The organism is Butyricicoccus sp. AF35-5AC, from assembly GCF_003477715.1.
In the GTDB taxonomy this organism is placed as follows: domain Bacteria; phylum Bacillota; class Clostridia; order Oscillospirales; family Butyricicoccaceae; genus Agathobaculum; species Agathobaculum butyriciproducens.
The window spans coordinates 24272-44360 of the sequence record NZ_QUDX01000003.1 but is presented as its reverse complement, the minus strand read 5'-3'; the positions used below and the strand labels follow the sequence as shown (position 1 = coordinate 44360).

Below are 20089 nucleotides of genomic sequence, written 5' to 3'. Positions count from 1 at the left end.
AACGCCATACGGCGGGTCAGTAAGTAGTAAATCAACTTTTTGTGTTACCCCCCCCCCCGAAAATTTTGTCTAAATACGCTTTTTCGGTACAATTTCCGCACAAAAGAACGTGGTCACCGAGTTTCCACACATCGCCGTCCTGGGCGCGACTGGGCGTGTCGGAATCCGGTTCGCCGCTATCGCCGTCATCTTCGGCGGCAGGCGGTTCTTCGTTCGGGTCCTCTATTTCCATGTCCGCTGCCGTGAATCCGGTGATTGTCAGATCCATGCCCGCGGACTGCATCTCGCCCAACTCGAGCGCCAGCATCTCGGTGTCCCAGCCGGACTGCTCCGCAAGGCGGTTGTCTGCCAAGATGTATGCACGCCGCTGTGCGTCCGTCAGATGCTCAACGAGTACGCACGGCACCTCGGTCATGCCCTCGGCCTGCGCCGCCAGCACACGCCCATGCCCGGCGATGATATTCCGGTCGCTGTCAATCAGCACCGGATTGACAAAACCAAACTCCCGCAGGCTCGCTCTGATCTGGGCGATCTGGCTCTCGCTATGCGTCCGCGCATTGCGGGCATACGGCACCAGCTCGCCGATCGGCACCCTCGCCAGCTGCTCCGGCATAAACCACGCCGCTTTTACCTCGCCCGGCCCTGCCGGACCGACGCTTTTCTTGTTCGCCATTTTCAAAACCTCCAAAATTCCCGCTCCATTGGGAAAAAATCTCGCACGAATGGGGGGCTGCGGTCAAGAGCGCCCCGCCGCAAAACTTTCCAAGGGTGGGGGGGACCCCGAGAAATCTTGAGATTTCTCGCCAAGTTCGCGCACACCCACCTGCCTGCGCCCGTCCAAGCGTTCCGCCGGTCAGCGCCGTTTCGTCTTGCCTTTAGCCCTGCTTTCGGCCATGGTCTTTGCGCTGTGGCAACCGTGGCACAGGCTTTGCAGGTTGCTTGGGTCGGTAAAGCGCTGCCAGTCTCCGTTGTGCGGCTCGATGTGGTCAACGTCTGTCGCTCGGACTCGGCGGCCTTGCCGTGCGCACTCGCGGCACCACGGCTCACGCAGCAGCTGTGCCGGCCGCAGGTTGTCCGTCCAGATCGGCAGGCTGTACCAGCCACGCCACCGGCGGCTCTCTGTGCTGCGCCGTGCGCTGTCCTTGGGTCTGTGCTTGTCACAGTACCCGCACCGCACCAGCTCCCGGCAGCCGGGATGCAGGCACGGCCTCAGCGGCTTACTTGTCATACTCGAGCATGTCGTGCAGGGCAGACTCGGTAGACGTGATGATGCTCTTGAGCCGACAGATGCGCACTGTCAGCTTGTAGCGCTTCTCAAAGCTCGGTTCAAGCTCACGCTCCCGCAGCAGATCAAGCCGCCGCTGACGCAGCCGGTCGAGGTTGCGCTTGTACTCAGGTATCATCTCGCGCACTGTTTGCACGCCACTCACCGCCTTCCTGGCAAAAAATAAGAGCCAAATAGCCACACCATTCGGTGCAGTTATTCGGCTCTGGCTCTCAGGCGCTGGCGCTCCCCGTCAAACTCAATGACGGTCTCACATTTGCAAAACTTACAAAACAACGGGAAATCCCGCAACACTGTGCGTCCCTTGATTGCGACCACGTTGGTCGGCCGCTTGCATCGCGGGCACACAAGTTTTATTCTTTTGTCTTGATTATACACCTTTCGTCCTCCTATGTCTACCCGTTCGCTTTCGTTTCTCCACAACCGTGTCATATGTTATAGAGCATTCCAAGCCAGCAACAACGCGCGTGCGTGTGCGCGTTGCGTGTGTATTATAATAGGTATTTTTCGGCATTAAATATTTAACAAACCGGCAGGATGCAATCTCATTTCTGCCGCCGCCCTCATCGAGCACCTGTGCTCCGGGCGGTGCATCAACGGTCGTGCCGTCATCCACCCATGCATAGGTTGTGACCGGTCGGTCAAGGTTGCGCGATCCGACAAACTGTTTCTTGCCGTTGAGCGACGCTTCTCTCCGCTCTTTGGTTAAGTAACCGGCCCATCCGTCGTACCCGCGCTCGCGGATGTAGTTGAGCTGTATATCATCGCCCCAAATCCAGAGCGACCGCATCAGCTCCAAGTCACCGCCTGCGGCATTGATAATAATATGCGCGTGAGGTCGGTGATCACCGTGCCTGCCCTCGAGCACATAAATGTATTTCAGATCTGGAAGGCCTCGCGCTTTGCGGTAGGCCCGCATCTGCGAGAACACTTTGCCGAGGTGTTTGCGTGTCACGTCGGCGCTGTCCGGCAGGTCCGCATCTCGATAGGTGACTGTCAGCACTAAATCGCCCTCGTCAAAGTTGGTCGCCATCAGCATTTCCAATTTTCTTTGCGCGGTGTTCGCGTTGGTTCTCGCCACCTGCTCCTCCGTCACCTCGCGGATGCGCTTGCGCTCCTGCTTGCTGGCGTTCGGCCGCGGCACCGTGTAGGTAATGTCCCACACAAGCCGTCCGGCTCGGATTGTCTTTCTCCTCTTCATTTTCCCTCCAACGGTGTCCAAATTGAACACCACAGCGGACGAGGCTGTCCCCGTCCGCGTAGTTTTATAGAATATCCGCAGATTTTTGATTTGTCAAGTCTAAGAAATATTCATTCCCGTCGATTTATAAAATCCTAAATGGCTTGCAGCTTGTCAGCCGCTTCGCGCTTAATATATTCACTCATCCCTCATCGCCCTTTCCGCAAGTTCCTGAATCAGCGTCATCGTGCTGTACTCGCTCAAATCCGGCTTTTCGTCTTTCGGCTCGTCTAACAGTTCTGCGGATACCCACATCGCCGAACGCACCGCATACGATTCCGAACAGTCGCTGTAGTTCCAACCGCCATTGAAGTACACGAACAGCGCGCAAGTCGCGCCGTCGCGACCCGGTGCGCTATCACCGGTTGCCAGCCAATACTCTCTTTCGCAATCTGGAATATAGCGGGAATACTTACGCCATTCATCGAAAGTCAACGGTGCTGCCAGAAAGCGCATATTGCCGTAATTCTTGCGCCCGTCCATCGTCAGCAGGCTGATTTCTCTCGAAAAAATCAGTTCCTTGTTGAGATCAGATGCAAATTCTCCGAACCAGTGTCCCACCGCTTCACGCAACTTGCTTTTGGTATAGTCGTTGCCGTCGCTGCTGAACATCGTGATTCCTACCGGTTCTTTCAGCAGCACAAACAACTTGTCTTTGCCGCCCTTCGCCGTGCCTTCTTCCACATCCAGCACCACAAATTCCGTTCCCCTAATGGTGACAATTTCACCGGGCTTGTACTTACTCATGTTTTACATCTTCTCGCTTTCCCGCTGTTTGCGAATAATCTCCTCTGCGTCAACCAGTTTCATGCTCATTACCTCCGTATAATTTTCACATGCAGCTGCCGCCCAAGCCAATCCAGACCGGTCTGCGTCAGGTAGTAGGTCGTGCCGCGCTCATTGTGATGGACGCGGAACAGCTCCTGCGGCATTTTGTCCAAAATCCGATTGCCCTCCGGCACATCACCGTAGTAATTCCGATACGCGCGGTAAAACGCTTTTCCGTGTCGGTGATACGGTCGCTTATAGTCCAGACCGACCATGTGCTGACAGATCTCAAGCGCACGTTCCAGTTCTTCCGGCGTCAAGTCCATCTCGATCCCCATGTCAAGTCCCATGGCACCGAGATACTCGCCGTGCTCCGCGTTCCGCTTTTCCACCCAGCTTCGCGGGTGCTTGCAGCCGAGCGTGCCGTCCTTGTGCTCCATGCCGTGTGCGCCTTCCGCTTCCGGGCAGACGTCCTCCGGACTGGATAATGGGCAAAGGTCACATCTCATTCCGGAATCACCTCCGTCCACGCGCTGACGAGGATGTTTGCCTCGCACTGTTCATCGTCGATATCCGGGAAGAACCACTTGCCGCCGCGGTAAACATATTCGCCATAGCGATTAGTGCAGCCGCACAGCTTGCACAGTACCCGAGCGCCCTCCGGCGGCCGCTCCTCGGTGTACTTGTGCCAGATGCTGCACGCCGGATGGTCGGCAATCATCTCAAATGGGTCAATACCGACCGATGCTGCCATCTCAAACAGCTCCGCAAGGTCAGGCACACAGCCGAACGGCTGCGAAGCCCACAGCCAACTCATATTCCACCGGAAGCGCTTATCCTCAAAATCATCAGCGCACCGAATATCCTTGCAGGCCAGCGCAAAGCGGATATTGCGCCGAGCTTCTGCCAGCGGCGAAGCGTTGAACTCTGCCAGTCTGCGTTCCCGTTCCTCGTTGTCCTTGACCTTGTTTTTCTCCCGCTCAATGCGCTGCTTGACCTTGCCGCACACGCGGTTACAGTTGGCGGCAAGCGAACACTCATGGCAGCAGCCCTCGCAGCGCCCGCCTTTGACCCATGCGGCACGCTTGTCCGCTCCGGTGCAAGGCTCTATGCCGGGCGATGCTTCCGGGCAGGTCAGCGGTGTAAAGTCAAATTCCGCCGCCTTGCGGTGCGCTTTAATCTTTTTGCTGTCCAGACTCCAATAGCGGTCTTTGTACGCGCCGTGCAGTTCCCTTTGCAGATCCGCATCGCACTGGCTCAGCTCATAGGCGGCGCTGTCGTTGATACGATGGCACTTAAAATCGCCTTGCCACGCCTTGGTCAGCCCGTTGTTGATAGCCTTTGCCCTGGCGATCTGACTCTCGGACGTTTTGAGCACCTCGGCAACGTAGCTGCGCAGCTTGCCCGGCAGCTCGACCACGCCGCGGGCCTGCAGGTCCTTGAGCGCGGCCTCAATCTCCTTTGCCGCCTGACCGGTGTACTCAGCGGTCAGACCGCCGCCGCCGCGCGCCATGGTGTTGGTCCAGTGCAGGATCAGCGTCTGGATGGACGGGTCAAGGTCGGCATCGAGCACAATACAGGGCGCGGTCTTGCGGTCGAGCAGCGCCAGTGCGTTCCGGCGGCGATGCCCTGCGAGGAGTAAGTACCCGCCCTCGGTCTTGCGGCGCACTACAAGCGGCTGCTGCAAGCCGATGACCTTGATGGATTCCGCCAGCTCGTCAATGCCGGTCTGCGCGTAGCTGTTGTTCTCGTTTTCCTCGATTTCGGCGAGTGGAATCTGCTCCACCCGCATTTCTCCGGTGTCCGATTTGGACACCGCCTCGCCCATCAGCTCCGCAAGATTAAATTTCTTTGCCATCTCAAAGCACCTCCATGAGTTCTTCAACCCACGCCCGGTAATCACGGGCGGCCGCCGAGGTCGGAGACCAGCGCGTGACCGGCTGTGCGGCGTAGGTGCTCTCGGTCACCTTGTCGGTGCGTCTGATCTTTTGCGTAAACAGCTGAATCGGGCTGTGCTCTCGCAGCCAGTCCTCGCTCTGGCGCGTTGCGTCAGCGTTGTGCCAGATGGTCAGCAGACCGCGAACACTGCGCTTGGCAAGGCCGGTGCTCTGCACACTGGCAATCTGATCGGCAAGCAGCCGCATGCCGGCCATCTCAAACGCGCCCGGCTTGATCGGCACGAAGACCATATCACTGGCAGCAATCGCCGAGATGCACGGCAAGCTGAATGACGGCGGACAATCGAAGATCATCACGTCGTACGCATCATCCTCGACCAGTGCGTCACGCAGATCGGCGTACACGCGAACCGCCTGCTTGCGGTCAATGTCGGCGTCCAGATCAACCGAGGCGAGCTGCATGTCGGACGGGACGATGTCAAGATCACGGTAAATGGTGTGCTGGATGACGTCCTCGTAGTAGGCCGTGCCGCCGTCGAACAGGTCGGCCGTGCTGCAGGCGTCAGGTACTACGCCGATGTACTGGCTGGCGTCACCCTGCGGGTCGCTGTCTACCAACAGGACGCGCTTGCCATAGTCGGCAGCCAAAATGCCTGCAAGGTTTACGGCGGTGACGGTCTTGCCGACGCCGCCCTTCAAATTCACTATGCTAATCGTTTTCAAGATGTTTTCGCTCCTTTTTCTTGTTTTAGTGGTTTTTCTTTGTGCGCGGACCTCCGGCCGGTCTGCCGCCGTTCGGCGGTGCAGGCTGGATTTCCTTGTGGGCCACGCCGCGTGTGTCGCGGTTCGCTGTGTAGACGGTTTCACGATAGCTATACGGCACGCCGAATACGCCGGTGCCGGATACCTCAACCGTTTCGTAGATGCCGCGCGGATGCCGCCAAATGACGCGGCGTGTCTCAGCTGCCATGTTGCACCTCGTGTGGCTTAAACTCGGCGCTATCAAAATCGCCATTCATCAGCATCTCGCACAGTTGCTTGATCATGCTGTCTGCAATCTCGCGGATGATGTATTTACGCGCAACATACTGCAAGGCACACAGCACTCGCGCGGAATCACAAAGCAAATCGTCATCATCACGAGGATTTGCCATAATTTCAACCGTTGTCCCGTCAATTTTAATCTCAATCATGCTGTTTCTCCTTCCGGTTCCGTTTGATATATCCAAGCACCGCGCCGATTGCCTCGGCTCTCTCTCGGTATTCCCGCCGCATTTCCGGCGGACAGACCTTACTCTGCGCGTACAACCGGCGGCGCTCAAACCGCAGGCGCGGGATTGCTTTGCTTAATCTCATGCTGTTGCATCATCCTCCATCATGCGTAATTTGGACTGGTAAAATCCTTGCCACTGGGCGAGGAACCGCTGCTGCGAGCCGCAGAACCAGAACGGGATAGACCCTCGGCGGCCGCCCTTGTTTTTGACAATCTCGATCACGCGCAGGCGGCCTGCTTCCAGATCAGCGGCCTCCTCGTCGCTCTCCACATCCTTTTCGGACGGGTAGTCGAGCAGCATAACCACATCGGCGTCCTGCTCGATCTGGCCGGAGCCACGCAAGGCTGCCATGCCCTCGCCGCCTCGGCTGAGCTGGCTGAGCGCAATCACGCACACGCCGCTTTTGGCGAGCCGCTGCAATGCGGTCGTAACCTCGGTGATGGTCTCGTACTCCTTGCCGATGTGCTTGGGATCGCTCGACCGGACAAGCTGCAGATAGTCCACCACGATGATGTCCGACTTGTTTCGGCAGGTCACGGCGCGAATCTCATCGACCGTAACGCCGGTTGCCTCGTAAAAGTGGAAATTCCGGTCGGCCAGTTTGCGCTTGGCCTCGACCAGTGTGACTGTTTCGGCCTCCTCCAGATTGCCGGACTGGATGTGCGCCAGGTCAACACCGGCCTGCGCCGCCATGATGCGGTCCTCGACCGTCTCGCTGTCGGTTTCGAGTGAGAAAAACGTGACGTTATGCTTCTCGGCCATATGTAACGCCACCTGCAGGGCAAATGCGGTCTTGCCTGCACTCGGTCGAGCGCCAACCACGACATAGTGCTTGGGGTTGACCTTGACATAGCGGTTCAGCTCGTCAAAGCCCCAATCGAGATACTGCCGCTCCTGCCCCATGCGGGTGTAAAAATCCGCGAGCAGGTCGGTCATCGTGCTGCTGCGCTGGTCGTTGTCATCCGCGACCACGTTGTTCATGCACTCGATCTTGCCGATGAGTTCTTCCATCGGCAGACCCGCGAAGTTGCCGTCCAGCGCCTCGCGGAACAGCTTCTGCAGCCGATACCGACGGGACAGCTCGAGCAGCTTGTCCACATACGCGCCGCAGTACCGTGCCGACGGCGTGATCTGCTCCAGCTCCTTGAGCCATGTTGCAAACTCAGAGCCGCAGGCCGCCTTGACGGTCAGCGGGTCGATCACATCGCCGCGGCCGTACATCGCCCGGCAGGTCTCAAAAATCTGCCGCGAGATTCCGGTGACGAAATCCTCGGGCCGTACCCGTGTGAACACCAGCGAGGCGTTTACCTCGGCGTCCGCGATCAGCGTGCCGAGCACGCTGTTCTCGGCCTCGTTGTACAGGTCCATCATTTCAGCCATTTGCGTCCGCCTCCCTTCTCAGGCGGCTTAGCTGCCGCCTGATTATCGTACTTACCCTCGAGCACCTTGACCAGATTGCTCTCGTTCAGCATCCAGTCAAAGTCTGCTTTCCAGTTGCGGTCGTTTTGGCCGGTACAGAAGCTGCTGCTCTGGGCCTTGCGGAACGCCTCATCGAGCTGCTCCGGTGTGTAGCCCTTGCCGTAGATCAGGCGCACCGCTCGGCGGCGCTTGTCCGTCAGACGGACGACCTTCGGCAGACTGGTGCAGATGGCGTTGTACCGGTCTGCAAGCTGCTGAGGCTTATTGCTTATTTCGAGCTTATTTGCCTTATCTTCCTCTTCTTTTATCTGTGTCTTTAACTGTTCATTAATCATTTCACCGTTTGGTGACAGGTTGTCACCGGACGGTGACGGGGTGGTGTCACCAAACGGTGACACGTCACCACCAAACGGTGAAATGGGTAATTTGCTCTCGTCGAGGGCGTAAAACAGGGTGCGGTCATGGCTGTCCCTGGCGTAGTTCGCGGTCAGCAGAACGCCCTTGTCCTTGAGGTTTTTGACAATGCGCTCAATCTGCCGCCGTGACCAAAACGGGAACAGTTTTTCCATGGCACGCAGGCTATTGTACGTCCAGTATCGGCCTTCGTGATAGTGCCGGTCGTTGGCGGCATTCTTCTCGATCCAGAACTGCAGGCGCGATATAAAAACCGCACCGTCCACGCCGTACATTTCAGCCACAGCACCGTCAAAATGGAAATTCATGTGTCAACCTTCCCCTCCTTTCGCCTCTCGCTCAGCATAATGCTTGCCTTGTACATGTCGATGTTCTGGCGCAGATGATGATACAGACCGACCATCACCAGAAATTCAGCCAGTTCTCCCGGTCGGCTGCTCTTCTTCTCTGCCAGCTCCGCAATTTCTGTCCACAGCTCGTCAGGGATTGGCAGCCGCACGTTTACTTCATGCATTGCGTACCCCTCCCATCAACAGAGCCATGCCGACCATACCGGCCAGCACCGTACCCCACAGCGGCAGCGTGCCGTTGTCCGTCAGTCCGGCCGTGAGCAGCAGCAGCGCAAAGCCGATGCCGACCATGTGCGGGCGCACGCCCGCACAGCCGCCGTTCAGCACCTCAAAATCCGGTACTTGACGCTTAACTGCTGCCGTGGTATAATAATCGTAAGATGTTTTCGCATTTGCGCTTGCTACGGTTGCCGCCGTGCAGGCGCTTTTTCTTTGTCTGGATTTCACTTTTCTGCTCCTTTCGATGCGTATGTCAGCTCCAATGCCGCAGACACGATCTCGCCCAGTTCGGATGTAATGCAGTCGAATGCCGGGCGTTCTTCCTCGGCGATAACGCCATCCTCGCAGATTTGCAGCAGCTGATCGAACTGACCATTGCGTGCAAAACCACCGATCAGCCGCACGATCCGCATTGCCGCGTGCTCCAGTGATTTTACGTTGACCTCCGGCATCACACCTGCCAAATCACCCGACTGGATATGCTGATAGCATAAGTACGGGAAATCGTACAGCTGCGCCATGCGGAGCACCGTGCTGTCCGGTGGCCGACGGCGATCTTGCTCGTAGGCCCCGAGGCTTTCAACCGACAGATCCAGTCGCTCGGCGGCAACTTCCTGCGTCAAACCTTTCAGCTCGCGTGCAGATTGATAGATATTTCTGTTCTCTCGCACACTGGTTTCCTCCTTTGCCGTGCGTTACAATAATTACACAATGTAACCGATACGCTGTTGCCGCAGCGCTTCTGTGTCGGCCTGCTCCTTTGCTTTTTCAAAACGCAGGACTTCATCCTGGCGGACCTTCCAGCCTGCAATTTTTACTGCTGACAACTGACCGCTCCGGAGCAAGGTGCGAACGTATGACGGCGAGCACATCCAGCGCTCGGCAAGCTGATCGACCGTCATGTACTTGTTCGATGCCATTTAGACTACCTCCTTTTCGTCATACAGCGCATCAATCGTGCAGCCGAGCAAGCGTGCAATCATCGGCAGGAATTTCGGACGAGGATACGTTCCTGCTAATTCCCACTTTGCAACTGTACTGCGATCGACATTGAGTTCTGCCGCCATTGCCTGCTGTGTGATGCCTTTTGATTCTCGTAAAATTCTAATTTTTTCCACGTTCTCACCTCTTTTGTGAACATTCTTCACATTTGATGATTCTATTATAGTGGAGTATCTCCACATTGTCAAGTATTTTGTGGAGTTTTTTCTCTTATCATTGCAATGTGAATTTCTTTCACATATAATTGAATCAGGTGATGATTATGAACAACCTCAAAACTGTACGGAAATCAGACCCACGCAAGCTAACGCAGAAGGATGTGGCTGATTTTTTGGGGGCTGATCGCTCCACATACGCTAAATACGAAACCGGAGACAGCGAACCGAATTTTGACACGCTCTCCCGTCTGTCAGACTTTTTCGGCGTTTCGATTGAGTACCTGATGGGACGATCGAGCAATAAACGACCATCAATTTACGATGATGACATCAAATTTGCACTTTTTGGGACGACTGATATAGACGATGCAACATTAGAGGACATCAAGGCTTACGCGCGTTTCAAGCGTGAGCAATATAACAAAAGGTAACTTTATGGATCGCAGAACGAGCTTATATCTATACGCATGGCGGAACCACATTGACGTGGACTACTTCCCCATGCAGACAGCCGAGGCTTTCTCGGTTCCAATCGGTGGCACTTGCGCCATCGCTCTGGACCCGACCAAGATCCGCTCCGAAGCGGACGAGGCAGTCAAGCTGTCGCACGAACTCGGCCACTGTGTCTACGGTGGTTTTTACAACAAATACACGCCGTTTGATGTCCGCGCCCAGCACGAGAACAAGGCAAATGCCTGGGCGGTGTATCGGCTTATCCCTTGGGGTAAGCTCAAGCAAGCCGTCAAAAACGGCATCACCGAAGTGTGGGACTTGGCCGAGTATTTTGACGTGACCGAGGATTTCATGCGTTGGGCGCTCTCCTACTACACAGAGCGCAAAAACTATAAATTTGAGTAAAAAATAAAGGTGTTCAAATTGAACACCTCGATAAAGGGGTTTAGGCTATGGGATTCAGATTTCGTAAATCGTTTAAAATCGCACCGGGCGTGCGTGTAAACGTTGGTAAAAAATCAGTCGGCATTTCTGCCGGCGTCAAGGGTGCCCGCGTGTCGGTCAATAGTAGCGGCCGCAAAACTACGACCGTCGGTCTGCCTGGCACCGGTCTGTCGTACAGCAAAACCGAGAAGATCGGCGGCAGCAAGACTTCTATCCGTTCCTCCTCGTCCAATAACGCGCAACCCATTAGACCTGACCTGCAGCCTGCGCAGCCGCAAGAAGAAAAGAAGAAAAACGGCTGCTGTGGCTGTGCCGTATATGCTTTTATTGCATTGCTGATTATCGGTGCGCTTGGCAGCTGCATCGGTGGCACGGATGATAAAGACAAGCAGACCGATACGGCTAACGATGGCACACAGGCCGCAGTCATTACACAGCTGACGCAGACAAGCGATGCTGTTACCGAGATTGACCTCGGCAGCAGTCAGACCCTGACCTATACCGTTGATCCGTCCGACTTTGCGATGACCGCTGACGCAGTATATGCCACCACCTCAGACAGCGATGTGCTTGCCGTATCGGCGGAATGTCTCAGCGATCCGGCACGCGTAGAGGTGACGCTTACTGGCAAAGCCGCAGGCACCGCAGACTACACCGTTCGCGCCGCCGACAGTGATGTGCAACAGACCGGACAAGTTACTGTCCATGATCGAGCAGCCGAGCAGGAGGCAGCTGAAAAGGCTGCCGCTGAAAAGGCTGCGCAAGAACAGGCATCCGCCGAAGCTGCAGCGACTCAGCAAGCAGCGCAGGAACAGGCCGCCGCTCAGCAGAGTGAGACTGTTTACATCACGCCCAGCGGCAAGCGTTGGCACCGTTCCGCAAGCTGTGCCGGCAAGAATGCCCGCGCAGTCACGATGGATCAGGTCGGCAGCCGCACGCCCTGCCAAAAGTGCGCATAAAAATAAACAGCAGACCTCTCCCCTTGGGGTCTGCTATATTTTCAATCATGCAATCGAACAAATGTACGTTTTTGGAGGTTTTTATGGCTAACAAATACAAATACTCGCGCACCATTGTCATCGGCCACAAGGACGATGGCACACCGATCCGCAAGTACATCCAAGACAACAACAAGGCAAGATTTGAGGCCAAGGTACGCGCCGTGCAAATGCTGGTCGCACGCGGCGGCACGCCCGGCAAGGTTACTGTCGAGCAGTGGGCGTGGCAGTGGTATCACACCTACAAGGAGCCGCACGTTGGCGAGAGCCAGCGCAACAATTACGAGGAGCACTTGCGGCTGCGCATCTGTCCGGCGATTGGTTTTCTGGCGTTGGATAACGTGAAGCCGTTCCAACTGCAGGAAATGATGAACAACGCAAGGACCAGTAAAGGCAAGCCGCTCGGTGCAAGCACCGCCGCCAAACTGCATTACATCACGCACGCTATCTTTGAGCAGGCGGAGATCAACGGCCTGATTGCCTCCTCTCCGTTCCGCCGTATCGAAACTGTGGGCGAGGATGAAAAAAGCCGCCGTGCACTGACCCGCGCCGAGGAGCAGATCGTGCGCGAAGTCGCAAAGCGTCACTATGCCGGACCGTGGGTGCTGCTCATGCTTGACTGCGGCCTGCGCCGCGGCGAAACCGTGCCGATCGGTGCCCGCGATGTCAAGGATGGCCTGCTGTGTATCTCGCAGTCCGTCGAATATAAGACGAAATCGAACCAGCCGACTTTGAAGTCTACGAAAACCGCAGCCGGAGCACGCTATGTTCCCATCCCTGCCGAACTTCAAAAACAGTTGGACATGAAATCGAGGTATTTCTTTCATATCGGAAACGGCCGCATGCTGTCCATGACCAAAATGCGCCGCATGTGGCACAGCTTCTACCGGGCTTGCGACATTGCGGCCGGTGCCGAGCTGTACCGCAACGCCGTTGTCAAGCACGCCTTTGATCCGGCGATCACGCCGCACTATCTCCGGCACACTTACTGCAGTAATCTGCGCCGTCAGGGCGTGGATCTGAAAACCGCCCAGTATCTCATGGGCCACGCAGACATCAGCACCACCGCCAATATTTACAGCCACGTCACCGAGGAAGATGTACGGGAATTGCAGGTTTGATTTCCAACACGTTTCCTACATCATTTTTATTTTTGTTGGTTTTCTGTGCTGTATGTGCTGTGAAATGCACATTCTGCTTTTTACGTTTTCCAGAACATTTTCCACCGCAAATACCTAAAAGTCTTAAATATAGAAAAAATCCCGTCATTTCTGACGGGATTTGAATTGGTGGACATTAACGGGTTCGAACCGCTGACCTTCCGCACGTCAAGCGGATGCTCTTCCAGCTGAGCTAAATGTCCAAATCAGGGACGGCGGCTGCCATCCCTGCTGGCTGCAAGTTTTTACTTGGTCTTGCTGCGGCCCAGATACTCACCGGTACGGGTGTCGATCTGGATGCGCTCACCCTGCTCGATGAAGATCGGAACCTTAACAACAGCACCGGTCTCAACGGTAGCGGGCTTGAGTACGTTAGTAGCAGTGTTGCCCTTAACGCCCGGCTCGGTCTCAGTGATCTCGAGCTCAACGAACAGCGGCGGCTCAACTGCGAAAACGCTGCCCTTGTAGGAAAGAACCTTAACGTTCTCGTTCTCCTTCACGAAACGGAAATCGTCGCCCAGAGTATCCTTGCTGATCGGAATCTGCTCGTAGGTCTCGTTGTCCATGAAGTAGTACAGGTCACCTTCATTGTACAGATACTGCATCTCGCGGCGCTCTACGAAAGCCTCCTCGAACTTAGCAGTCGGGTTGAAGGAGGTCTCAGTAACCGCACCGGTTACGACGTTCTTCATCTTGACACGAACAAAAGCAGCGCCCTTGCCCGGCTTTACATGCTGGAACTCAATAACCTGCTGTACCTGACCGTCCATTTCAAAAGTTACGCCGTTACGAAATTCACCTGCGGTCATAATCGCTATGCCTCCAAATAATAGTATTTTTTACATCATTAAGCATCATTCGACTGTTCATACAAAACAGTGCTTGTATATAATACCCTATTTTCACGTATTTTGCAAGAGGGTAACGCATATTTTCTTGAAAAATTTTATTGCGGTGGAACTCGGCGCTTTCCTGCACTGGTTGACCGGGGCACACGAACTGCCGCAGGCGGGTTCGGCCCTAACGGGGCGGCTCCTTTTCTGCACCGGCTGAGCGGGGTGCTCGAACTGCGTCAGCGGGTTCGCCCTGACGGGGCGGCTCCTTTTCTGCACCGGAAAGCCGGGGTGCGCGAACTGCGTTAGCGTGTTCGCCCCTAATGGGCGGCTCCTTTTCTGCACCGACCCAGCGGGGCACTCGAACTGCCGCAGGCGTGTTCGCCCTGACGGGGCGGCTCCTTTTTCTGCACCGGAAAGCCGGGGTGCGCGAACTGCGTTAGCGTGTTCGCCCCTGACGGGCGGCTCCTTTTCTGCACCAGCGGACCGGGGTGCTCGAACTGCCGCAGGCGGGTTCGCCCTTTCCGGGCGGGAAGTTTTCCGCTGAACCTCAGCGGGGGGATTCGCCGTCTGCGGACGGCGGGAGCGTGCCGCGCCCCGCGGCGGGGGCAAAAAGGAAGGACAACCTGCGGTTTTCCTTCCTCTTTGAACTCCTACCTTTCCCTTGTTTGTTAGCCCGGCGCAGATTTCCTATATGTGACCGCTCCGAAAAGGGGTACGGCAGAGGATTTTTTCTTCCGTATCTTTCTCAACCTGTTCGCAGTGTCAGATACATTACTGCTACACAGATCAGAAAACCTCCGCTGGGCGCGGCATAGCAGTGCCGCGCAATTCGTGAGCGCGTTATGATAGACAGCACCTACGAGGATAAATTGTACCAAACGCTTAATTCGTAGGTGCCGTGCGTTACAACGTGCCAAGGATTTGCGCGACACGGGTATGTCGCGCCTGCGTAGATGAACCCACATATGTAGCAGTAATTTATCTGACGCTGCGAATATGTCGGGACATGGGAGCACACTGTGCTCCCCTACGGTAAAAAAAATCCTCTGCCGTTCCCCTATTTTCGCAGCGGTCACATGTCGGCAATCTGCGCCAGACTCTCCAAGGGAAAGGGGAAATTCACAAGAGGGTGGAAACCGCAGGTGTCTACCCTCTTGTGCCCCCGCCGGGTAGGCGCACTCCCCGCTGAGGTTCAGCGAAAACCTCCCCGCCCGTTAGGGGCGAACACGCTTACGCAGTTCGCGTCCCCCGGTCAGCCGGTGCCGAAAAGACCGCCTGCGCGGTTCGCATCCCCCCGGTTGCCCTATACCGCGAAAACGAAAAAGGCACCGCTCACGCGGTGCCTCTCCCTTCTGCGGATATGTCGGCTGCTCAGCAGCAGCAGTTGCCGCAATTACCGCAGCCGCCGCAGGTATTATCACCACAGGTACCGCAGGAACCGCAGCCGCCGCTGCCCTGACCGCAGCATACCCAGATCAAGATGATCAGGATGATGATCCACCACCAGGAATTTTCGCCCCAGAAGCCGTTAGAAGAACACATACTGTCATTTCCTCCTATCAAAGATTTCATTACATTCTATGGTAAGAGGCCGAAAGTGGTTACACATTCTCCATTCTCAATTTTCAATTCTCAATTTTCGCCAATACGCCGTCCTTGTGCAGACCGATAACCTTTACGGTGACCGGATGATTTTTCTCCGCCTTATCCTCTATATATACAGGAAAGCCGTAGCGTCCGTGCGCCGCCCACAGGCCGCCGGTCGGGTGCTCAGGCAGCGCGTACAGCGTGCGGCCGACAAACTGCTTTCGATAGGCAATGCTGAGCGTTTCTGCCACCTGTTTTGCCCGCTCGGCGCGGGCGGTTTTGGTCTGCTGATCGAGCTGACACGGCATGGCGGCCGCCTTTGTGCCCTCGCGCACAGAATACGGGAATACATGCACGGACGCGAACGCGCATCTCTCCAGAAAGGCCAGCGTCTGCGTAAACTCGTCCTCAGTCTCGCCCGGAAAGCCGACAATCAAATCGGTCGTAACCGAGCAGTCCGGAAACGCACGTCTCAGCCGCTCGACACACTGGTAAAATTCCTCACTCGTGTAGTGGCGGTTCATGCGCCGGAGAACGGTATCGCAGCCGCTCTGCATAGACAAATGAAAATGTCGTGCGAGATTGGCAAAGCCGGCAAGCCGTTCACAAAACGCATCGTCCACCGCCCGCGGGTCGAGGGAGCCGAGCCGGAACTGCACGTTCGGCTGCGCGGTCAGCAGCTTCTCTAACAGTTCGGTGAGCGGCACCTGCGGCTTGAAGTCTTTGCCGTAGGACGCGATCTCGATGCCGGTCAGCACGATCTCGTGCACACCTGCGTCAGCCAGCCGCGCCGTCTGCTCGAGCGCCTGCTCAACCGGCAGAGAGCGCACCCGCCCTCTCGCATACGGAATGATGCAGTAGGTGCAGAAGTTGTTGCAGCCGTCCTCGATCTTGAGCAGCGCGCGCGTGCGGCCGTGCGGAATACCGGCAGGCAGAGTTTCAAAGCCGCTGTCCTCGCTCTCATGCACCTGTACGGCCTGTCCGCTGACGGCCTGCTCGCACAGGTCGATCACCTGCGCCCTGTCCCTGGTACCGCAGATGAGGTCGATCTCACCGGTGGCGCGGACACGCTCCGGGTCGGTCTGTGCAAAGCAGCCGCACGCCGCGATAACTGCGTTCGGATTGTCTCTCCGCAGCTTGTGGAACGCGCGGATATTCTTATGGTCGGACACCGATGTTACCGTACAGGTGTTGACGATTACGGCGTCCGCGTCCTTATCAACAATCTCGTGTCCGCGCGCCTGCGCCAGCTGACTGAGCGCCTGCGTCTCAAATAAATTAACCTTGCAGCCCAAGGTGAAAAAAGCAAATTTCACAAATGTACATTCCTTTGCTCTCAGCGGCCCGACACGCGCTCTGTGAACGCCTATATATAATAGGTAACACCGCATAATTGAACAAGAGCGATTTGCGAGGAATTTTGCGTACTAACGAGGCGTAGTTTTGCGGTAATACTTGATGTATTACCGTGAAATTACAACGAAGTTAGGACACAAAATTACCGCAAAGCGCCGCGGCAGTGCGACCGGAGCCTGCACAAGAAGCCGCAGCTTTAATTGTGGGGTGTTGCCTATGGTGTTTGATTGGGTTACAGCGTCTGTAACCTTACTCTCGTGCGCGTGCGGCCGCTGTGGATTTTCGCTGTCGATTCCTGCGTTTTTTTCGCGTTTGACAGGCTCTATTTTATCACAAAAATGCGAAATTTCAAAACAATGTTTGACAAACCTGTTCAAGCATGCTATACTGTAACCGTAATGTAACTTTGGAATGTAACCATTTTGTAACTATAAGGAGTGCAGATAATGCCTACCACCAAGAAGAATAACCTTCTGGAATACAAGGGTCACCCGCTGATGCGTAAGGAAAACATCATCTATTACGGCTCGATGAGTGACTCTCACATCATTATGATGCAGATCCTCGAATCTAGTGATTACAAGGGTCTGCCGGTTGCAAAGCGTGTATCCGTACAGCTTCAGCAGACCGATCCCAACGTACGTATGAAAGAGCGTATCGTCAAGAAAACCGAGAAGAACAGCATGTGGGCAGCGATGGATATTGCATCCATCTGGCTCGGCAGAGCACTGCACACGAAGTAAGACTTCCCCGCAGCTTGCTGCGGCAGTGTAAAGGCTGTTTTCTCCCATTTTGAAACGGAGGCTTCAATTTCATGTCTTTTTCTAAAAAACTCGCTCGCTTCGCACTTTCCGGTGCACTTGCGATGTCGATGGTCCTGCCGAACTCGCTGGCAGTATTTCAGGCCAAGGTAAACGCAGATTCGCTTTACCTGCGTCAGTCCCCCGGCGGTGCAGTGATCACGACCCTCTCCAAGGGTACCACGGTTGCGGTACTGAATAACAGCTCCAGCTGGTACAAGGTATCCGTAAACGGCAAGGAAGGCTACGTCAGCGGCGAGTACCTGACCGGCACCACCGCAACCGACGTTGCACTCGGCACCGGCACTGTAAAGTGCTCGAGCAGTGTAAATTTCCGTTCGGCGCCGAACACCTCGTCCACCTCTTACGGTGAGCTGAAGAACGGCACCAAGGTAAATGTAGTCGGCGTAAGCAGCGGCTGGTACAAGGTTACATACAATGGCAAGACCGGCTATATCCATCCGGATTATATCACGCTCGCAAGCAGCTCCGCCGGCACCGCCATCGCTCCGTCGAACACCGTTACCTCTACGACCGGCACCGCCGGTACGGTGAAGTGTTCCTCGAGTGTAAACCTGCGTTCCGAGGCCAATACTTCCTCTTCCATTCTGGCAGAGCTGAAGAACGGCACTGCAGTTACCGTTGTCAGCACCGCAAACGGTTGGTGCAAGGTAAACTGCTCCGGCAAGACCGGCTACATCAAGCAGGATTATGTATCGACCACCGGTTCGGCATCCAATAACACGTCCGCGTCCACCGGTACGGCAGCAGTAGTTAAGTGCTCCTCTACCGTAAACTTCCGCTCTGCGGCAAGCACCTCTTCCACCGTTCTCGGTGAGCTGAAGAACGGCACCGCTATTACCGTGCTGAGCACCTCGAACGGCTGGAGCAAGGTATCCTACGCAGGCACGACCGGCTACATCAGTGCGGACTACCTCGTAACTGCTTCGTCCGGTACGGCGATCACCCCGTCGAACACCGCAGCTTCTGTCTCGATCAGCGCAAAGCGCCAGAGCGTGCTGAACTATGCTGCACAGTTCCTCGGTGTTCCGTATGTATACGGCGGCAGCACGCCGAGCGGCTTTGACTGCTCCGGCTTGACCTCTTATGTATTCAAGAACACGGTCGGCTCCATCCCGCGTGTCGCTCAGGCTCAGTATGATGCAACCACCCGTGTTTCCCGCGACGATCTTCTGCCGGGCGATCTGGTATTCTTCGGCAGCAGCACCTCGTCCATCAGCCATGTAGGCATTTATGTCGGCAGTAACCAGTTTATTCACGCACCCAGCACGGGCGATGTGGTTAAGTACTCGTCGCTGACTGGCAGCTATGCGACCCGCTATCAGGGCGCAGGCCGCGTAATTTTTGAGTAAGGTTACATACCAGAAATCCCTTCGGTTTTCCGAAGGGATTTTTCTTTTGCCTGTTGAGAGCAGTTATCCCAGCAGCACCGCTTCCCCGTCCTGCCACTGTATGGTCTGCGGCGTGAAGTCCCGCTGTTCCATGCGGATATTCCACTGTGCGGCGAACGCATCGGAGAGTGCCTGAGCGGTCTGCTCGGGCAAGGTGAAGCCTTCCAGCTTGATGGTCCGGCAGGTAAGGCTGAGTTTGCCGTTTGAAACAGCTGCGCTCCACGCGCCGTACAGCTTGCAGCGCTCCGGCAGAAACAGCAGCGCCGTGCGCAGCTTGCCGGGTACCAGATTGCTTTCCGTCAGTGCTTGACGGGTTACGGCTGCCGTCACGGCAATCGTGCCGTCACGGCTGATTTTGACCGCCGTGTCCTCGACCGGAAACGGCAGCGCTTCGGTCAGCACAGACGCGATATCGTCCTCCGTGATGTGAAATTCCATTGCATCGCCCTCCTCAGGTGCGGCAGGCGCCGTTCCGGTATCCGCCCTGCCCATCAGCATATTTCCCAACATCAGCAGGCACAGGAGCAGGCATACGCCTAAGATTACGGTATAGACTGCGCTTTTTTCCTCCTGCATGGCGGGTGCCTCCTTTTTTTGCTTCTTGCAACAGCTTATGCGGGATTGGGGTTTATATGCGTGCTATCGGATACGGAATTGGAGCCAACCTTTGGCTATGAGGTTCGCCGCACCCGCGGCACAAGGCAAATTGCCCTAAGGGCAAGAGAGGCCACACTGGGGTGCCCCGCCGTGCAACCCATCTGAACATTGCTTTACCGCAGGGTCAATCTCCATTTTCAATTCTCAATCACTGCTCCGGATACGAAAAAAGCACCGCTTTCGCGGTGCTTTCAGCTTGTCGAAAAAGCAATATTCGATTTTTATGCTTCGTGCGGCAGCACGCATTCAATCGAATTTGCTTTGCAAATTCATAAATTCCGGGAGCATGTATCTCGGAATTTATACAAGGGAAGAAAAAATGTGTCCGCAGGACGCGGTTTTTCTTCGAGATTCGCTCG

At 55.8% G+C, this 20089-nt stretch carries 29 protein-coding genes and 1 tRNA gene; 6 read left to right on the top strand and 24 right to left on the bottom strand.

Annotation, left to right across the window (positions count from 1 at the left end):
* Positions 1-31 precede the first annotated feature (31 nt).
* The 19 genes from DWZ82_RS05405 to DWZ82_RS05325 all read right to left on the bottom strand — a co-directional run bounded on the left by DWZ82_RS05405 (position 32) and on the right by DWZ82_RS05325 (position 9985).
* Positions 32-673: a ParB/Srx family N-terminal domain-containing protein gene (locus DWZ82_RS05405; protein ID WP_118479335.1), complete on the bottom strand. Its 642-nt coding sequence runs from the start codon at positions 671-673 to the stop codon at positions 32-34.
* Positions 674-853: 180 nt separating this feature from the next.
* A complete protein-coding gene (locus tag DWZ82_RS05400; protein ID WP_117490899.1) occupies positions 854-1228 on the bottom strand; it encodes an HNH endonuclease in 375 nt (124 codons plus the stop codon).
* Positions 1218-1421 (bottom strand): hypothetical protein, encoded by a 204-nt coding sequence (locus DWZ82_RS05395; protein ID WP_118648596.1) that lies wholly within the window; start codon positions 1419-1421, stop codon positions 1218-1220. The genes DWZ82_RS05400 and DWZ82_RS05395 overlap by 11 nt, the downstream gene beginning before the upstream one ends.
* A 59-nt stretch (positions 1422-1480) precedes the next feature.
* The gene (locus DWZ82_RS15990; protein ID WP_118479331.1) at positions 1481-1717 is read right to left on the bottom strand and encodes a cysteine-rich KTR domain-containing protein; all 237 of its coding nucleotides are present in this window, start codon (positions 1715-1717) and stop codon (positions 1481-1483) included.
* Positions 1656-2486: a rolling circle replication-associated protein gene (locus DWZ82_RS05385; RefSeq protein ID WP_147356906.1), complete on the bottom strand. Its 831-nt coding sequence runs from the start codon at positions 2484-2486 to the stop codon at positions 1656-1658. The genes DWZ82_RS15990 and DWZ82_RS05385 overlap by 62 nt, the downstream gene beginning before the upstream one ends.
* 177 nt (positions 2487-2663) lie before the next feature.
* Positions 2664-3272, bottom strand: a complete 609-nt coding sequence (locus tag DWZ82_RS05380; RefSeq protein ID WP_118479327.1) for a hypothetical protein — start codon at positions 3270-3272, stop codon at positions 2664-2666.
* 68 nt (positions 3273-3340) lie between these two features.
* Complete coding sequence (locus DWZ82_RS05375; RefSeq protein WP_118479325.1) at positions 3341-3802, bottom strand: hypothetical protein; 462 nt, start codon at positions 3800-3802, stop codon at positions 3341-3343.
* Complete coding sequence (locus DWZ82_RS05370) at positions 3799-5151, bottom strand: ParB/RepB/Spo0J family partition protein (RefSeq protein ID WP_118479323.1); 1353 nt, start codon at positions 5149-5151, stop codon at positions 3799-3801. The genes DWZ82_RS05375 and DWZ82_RS05370 overlap by 4 nt, the downstream gene beginning before the upstream one ends.
* A gap of 1 nt (position 5152) precedes the next feature.
* A complete protein-coding gene (locus DWZ82_RS05365) occupies positions 5153-5914 on the bottom strand; it encodes a ParA family protein (protein ID WP_158575095.1) in 762 nt (253 codons plus the stop codon).
* A gap of 25 nt (positions 5915-5939) precedes the next feature.
* Positions 5940-6161 carry a hypothetical protein gene (locus DWZ82_RS15110; protein WP_158575094.1) on the bottom strand — a complete coding sequence of 74 codons (222 nt, stop codon included), beginning with the start codon at positions 6159-6161 and terminating at the stop codon, positions 5940-5942.
* Positions 6151-6384, bottom strand: a complete 234-nt coding sequence (locus DWZ82_RS05360) for a hypothetical protein (RefSeq protein WP_117490881.1) — start codon at positions 6382-6384, stop codon at positions 6151-6153. Before DWZ82_RS05360 ends, DWZ82_RS15110 begins: the two co-directional genes overlap by 11 nt.
* On the bottom strand, positions 6377-6547 hold the full coding sequence (locus tag DWZ82_RS15105; protein WP_158575093.1) for a hypothetical protein: 171 nt from the start codon (positions 6545-6547) through the stop codon (positions 6377-6379). The genes DWZ82_RS05360 and DWZ82_RS15105 overlap by 8 nt, the downstream gene beginning before the upstream one ends.
* Positions 6544-7845, bottom strand: coding sequence for a replicative DNA helicase (locus DWZ82_RS05355; RefSeq protein WP_118479319.1), 1302 nt, complete (start codon positions 7843-7845; stop codon positions 6544-6546). Before DWZ82_RS05355 ends, DWZ82_RS15105 begins: the two co-directional genes overlap by 4 nt.
* The gene (locus DWZ82_RS05350) at positions 7833-8606 is read right to left on the bottom strand and encodes a hypothetical protein (RefSeq protein WP_118479317.1); all 774 of its coding nucleotides are present in this window, start codon (positions 8604-8606) and stop codon (positions 7833-7835) included. Before DWZ82_RS05350 ends, DWZ82_RS05355 begins: the two co-directional genes overlap by 13 nt.
* Positions 8603-8812 carry a hypothetical protein gene (locus DWZ82_RS05345; RefSeq protein ID WP_118360495.1) on the bottom strand — a complete coding sequence of 70 codons (210 nt, stop codon included), beginning with the start codon at positions 8810-8812 and terminating at the stop codon, positions 8603-8605. Before DWZ82_RS05345 ends, DWZ82_RS05350 begins: the two co-directional genes overlap by 4 nt.
* Positions 8805-9095 (bottom strand): hypothetical protein, encoded by a 291-nt coding sequence (locus DWZ82_RS05340; RefSeq protein ID WP_118479315.1) that lies wholly within the window; start codon positions 9093-9095, stop codon positions 8805-8807. The genes DWZ82_RS05345 and DWZ82_RS05340 overlap by 8 nt, the downstream gene beginning before the upstream one ends.
* On the bottom strand, positions 9092-9538 hold the full coding sequence (locus DWZ82_RS05335) for a helix-turn-helix domain-containing protein (protein ID WP_118479313.1): 447 nt from the start codon (positions 9536-9538) through the stop codon (positions 9092-9094). The genes DWZ82_RS05340 and DWZ82_RS05335 overlap by 4 nt, the downstream gene beginning before the upstream one ends.
* Positions 9539-9571: 33 nt before the next feature.
* A complete protein-coding gene (locus DWZ82_RS05330) occupies positions 9572-9787 on the bottom strand; it encodes a helix-turn-helix domain-containing protein (RefSeq protein WP_118479311.1) in 216 nt (71 codons plus the stop codon).
* On the bottom strand, positions 9788-9985 hold the full coding sequence (locus tag DWZ82_RS05325; RefSeq protein WP_158574652.1) for a helix-turn-helix transcriptional regulator: 198 nt from the start codon (positions 9983-9985) through the stop codon (positions 9788-9790).
* Positions 9986-10131: 146 nt separating this feature from the next.
* Here DWZ82_RS05325 and DWZ82_RS05320 point away from each other — a divergent pair, with 146 nt between their 5' ends.
* The 4 genes from DWZ82_RS05320 to DWZ82_RS05305 all read left to right on the top strand — a co-directional run bounded on the left by DWZ82_RS05320 (position 10132) and on the right by DWZ82_RS05305 (position 13043).
* Positions 10132-10458, top strand: coding sequence for a helix-turn-helix domain-containing protein (locus DWZ82_RS05320; protein ID WP_158574651.1), 327 nt, complete (start codon positions 10132-10134; stop codon positions 10456-10458).
* 4 nt (positions 10459-10462) lie between these two features.
* The gene (locus tag DWZ82_RS05315) at positions 10463-10885 is read left to right on the top strand and encodes an ImmA/IrrE family metallo-endopeptidase (RefSeq protein ID WP_118479309.1); all 423 of its coding nucleotides are present in this window, start codon (positions 10463-10465) and stop codon (positions 10883-10885) included.
* A 47-nt stretch (positions 10886-10932) separates the two neighbouring features.
* On the top strand, positions 10933-11883 hold the full coding sequence (locus tag DWZ82_RS05310; protein WP_118479307.1) for a DUF4236 domain-containing protein: 951 nt from the start codon (positions 10933-10935) through the stop codon (positions 11881-11883).
* A gap of 83 nt (positions 11884-11966) precedes the next feature.
* Positions 11967-13043 (top strand): tyrosine-type recombinase/integrase, encoded by a 1077-nt coding sequence (locus DWZ82_RS05305; RefSeq protein WP_158575092.1) that lies wholly within the window; start codon positions 11967-11969, stop codon positions 13041-13043.
* Positions 13044-13209: 166 nt separating this feature from the next.
* Here DWZ82_RS05305 and DWZ82_RS05300 read toward each other — a convergent pair.
* From DWZ82_RS05300 to mtaB, 4 genes are all read right to left on the bottom strand, one after another.
* Positions 13210-13285: transfer RNA gene (locus tag DWZ82_RS05300), tRNA-Val, on the bottom strand.
* Between the two features lie 42 nt (positions 13286-13327).
* Positions 13328-13894 (bottom strand): elongation factor P, encoded by a 567-nt coding sequence (efp, locus tag DWZ82_RS05295; protein WP_110437112.1) that lies wholly within the window; start codon positions 13892-13894, stop codon positions 13328-13330.
* Positions 13895-15289: 1395 nt separating this feature from the next.
* Positions 15290-15460: a hypothetical protein gene (locus DWZ82_RS15345; RefSeq protein ID WP_199667396.1), complete on the bottom strand. Its 171-nt coding sequence runs from the start codon at positions 15458-15460 to the stop codon at positions 15290-15292.
* A gap of 83 nt (positions 15461-15543) precedes the next feature.
* Entirely contained in the window at positions 15544-16821 is a 1278-nt protein-coding gene (gene mtaB / locus DWZ82_RS05290; protein WP_118479303.1) for a tRNA (N(6)-L-threonylcarbamoyladenosine(37)-C(2))-methylthiotransferase MtaB, read from the bottom strand.
* Between the two features lie 486 nt (positions 16822-17307).
* Between mtaB and DWZ82_RS05285 the strand changes: the two genes are divergently transcribed.
* Entirely contained in the window at positions 17308-17604 is a 297-nt protein-coding gene (locus DWZ82_RS05285) for a hypothetical protein (protein ID WP_110437114.1), read from the top strand.
* A gap of 71 nt (positions 17605-17675) precedes the next feature.
* The gene (locus tag DWZ82_RS05280; RefSeq protein ID WP_118479301.1) at positions 17676-19034 is read left to right on the top strand and encodes a C40 family peptidase; all 1359 of its coding nucleotides are present in this window, start codon (positions 17676-17678) and stop codon (positions 19032-19034) included.
* Positions 19035-19097: 63 nt separating this feature from the next.
* Here the strand turns inward: DWZ82_RS05280 and DWZ82_RS05275 are convergent, their stop codons facing one another.
* A complete protein-coding gene (locus tag DWZ82_RS05275; RefSeq protein WP_118479299.1) occupies positions 19098-19649 on the bottom strand; it encodes a hypothetical protein in 552 nt (183 codons plus the stop codon).
* Positions 19650-20089: the final 440 nt, after the last annotated feature.

Coding starts and splice junctions, on each gene's coding strand:
- DWZ82_RS05360 (WP_117490881.1), bottom strand. CDS start 6,384: ATGATTGAGATTAAAATTGACGGGACAACGGTTGAAATTATGGCAAAT.
- DWZ82_RS05305 (WP_158575092.1), top strand. CDS start 11,967: ATGGCTAACAAATACAAATACTCGCGCACCATTGTCATCGGCCACAAG.
- DWZ82_RS05320 (WP_158574651.1), top strand. CDS start 10,132: ATGAACAACCTCAAAACTGTACGGAAATCAGACCCACGCAAGCTAACG.
- DWZ82_RS05350 (WP_118479317.1), bottom strand. CDS start 8,606: ATGAATTTCCATTTTGACGGTGCTGTGGCTGAAATGTACGGCGTGGAC.
- DWZ82_RS05310 (WP_118479307.1), top strand. CDS start 10,933: ATGGGATTCAGATTTCGTAAATCGTTTAAAATCGCACCGGGCGTGCGT.
- DWZ82_RS05330 (WP_118479311.1), bottom strand. CDS start 9,787: ATGGCATCGAACAAGTACATGACGGTCGATCAGCTTGCCGAGCGCTGG.
- DWZ82_RS15345 (WP_199667396.1), bottom strand. CDS start 15,460: ATGTGTTCTTCTAACGGCTTCTGGGGCGAAAATTCCTGGTGGTGGATC.
- DWZ82_RS05285 (WP_110437114.1), top strand. CDS start 17,308: ATGCCTACCACCAAGAAGAATAACCTTCTGGAATACAAGGGTCACCCG.
- DWZ82_RS15110 (WP_158575094.1), bottom strand. CDS start 6,161: ATGGCAGCTGAGACACGCCGCGTCATTTGGCGGCATCCGCGCGGCATC.
- DWZ82_RS05355 (WP_118479319.1), bottom strand. CDS start 7,845: ATGGCTGAAATGATGGACCTGTACAACGAGGCCGAGAACAGCGTGCTC.
- DWZ82_RS05405 (WP_118479335.1), bottom strand. CDS start 673: ATGGCGAACAAGAAAAGCGTCGGTCCGGCAGGGCCGGGCGAGGTAAAA.
- DWZ82_RS05385 (WP_147356906.1), bottom strand. CDS start 2,486: ATGAAGAGGAGAAAGACAATCCGAGCCGGACGGCTTGTGTGGGACATT.
- DWZ82_RS15990 (WP_118479331.1), bottom strand. CDS start 1,717: ATGACACGGTTGTGGAGAAACGAAAGCGAACGGGTAGACATAGGAGGA.
- DWZ82_RS05315 (WP_118479309.1), top strand. CDS start 10,463: ATGGATCGCAGAACGAGCTTATATCTATACGCATGGCGGAACCACATT.
- DWZ82_RS05400 (WP_117490899.1), bottom strand. CDS start 1,228: ATGACAAGTAAGCCGCTGAGGCCGTGCCTGCATCCCGGCTGCCGGGAG.
- DWZ82_RS15105 (WP_158575093.1), bottom strand. CDS start 6,547: ATGAGATTAAGCAAAGCAATCCCGCGCCTGCGGTTTGAGCGCCGCCGG.
- DWZ82_RS05375 (WP_118479325.1), bottom strand. CDS start 3,802: ATGAGATGTGACCTTTGCCCATTATCCAGTCCGGAGGACGTCTGCCCG.
- DWZ82_RS05280 (WP_118479301.1), top strand. CDS start 17,676: ATGTCTTTTTCTAAAAAACTCGCTCGCTTCGCACTTTCCGGTGCACTT.
- DWZ82_RS05370 (WP_118479323.1), bottom strand. CDS start 5,151: ATGGCAAAGAAATTTAATCTTGCGGAGCTGATGGGCGAGGCGGTGTCC.
- DWZ82_RS05275 (WP_118479299.1), bottom strand. CDS start 19,649: ATGCAGGAGGAAAAAAGCGCAGTCTATACCGTAATCTTAGGCGTATGC.
- DWZ82_RS05345 (WP_118360495.1), bottom strand. CDS start 8,812: ATGCATGAAGTAAACGTGCGGCTGCCAATCCCTGACGAGCTGTGGACA.
- DWZ82_RS05380 (WP_118479327.1), bottom strand. CDS start 3,272: ATGAGTAAGTACAAGCCCGGTGAAATTGTCACCATTAGGGGAACGGAA.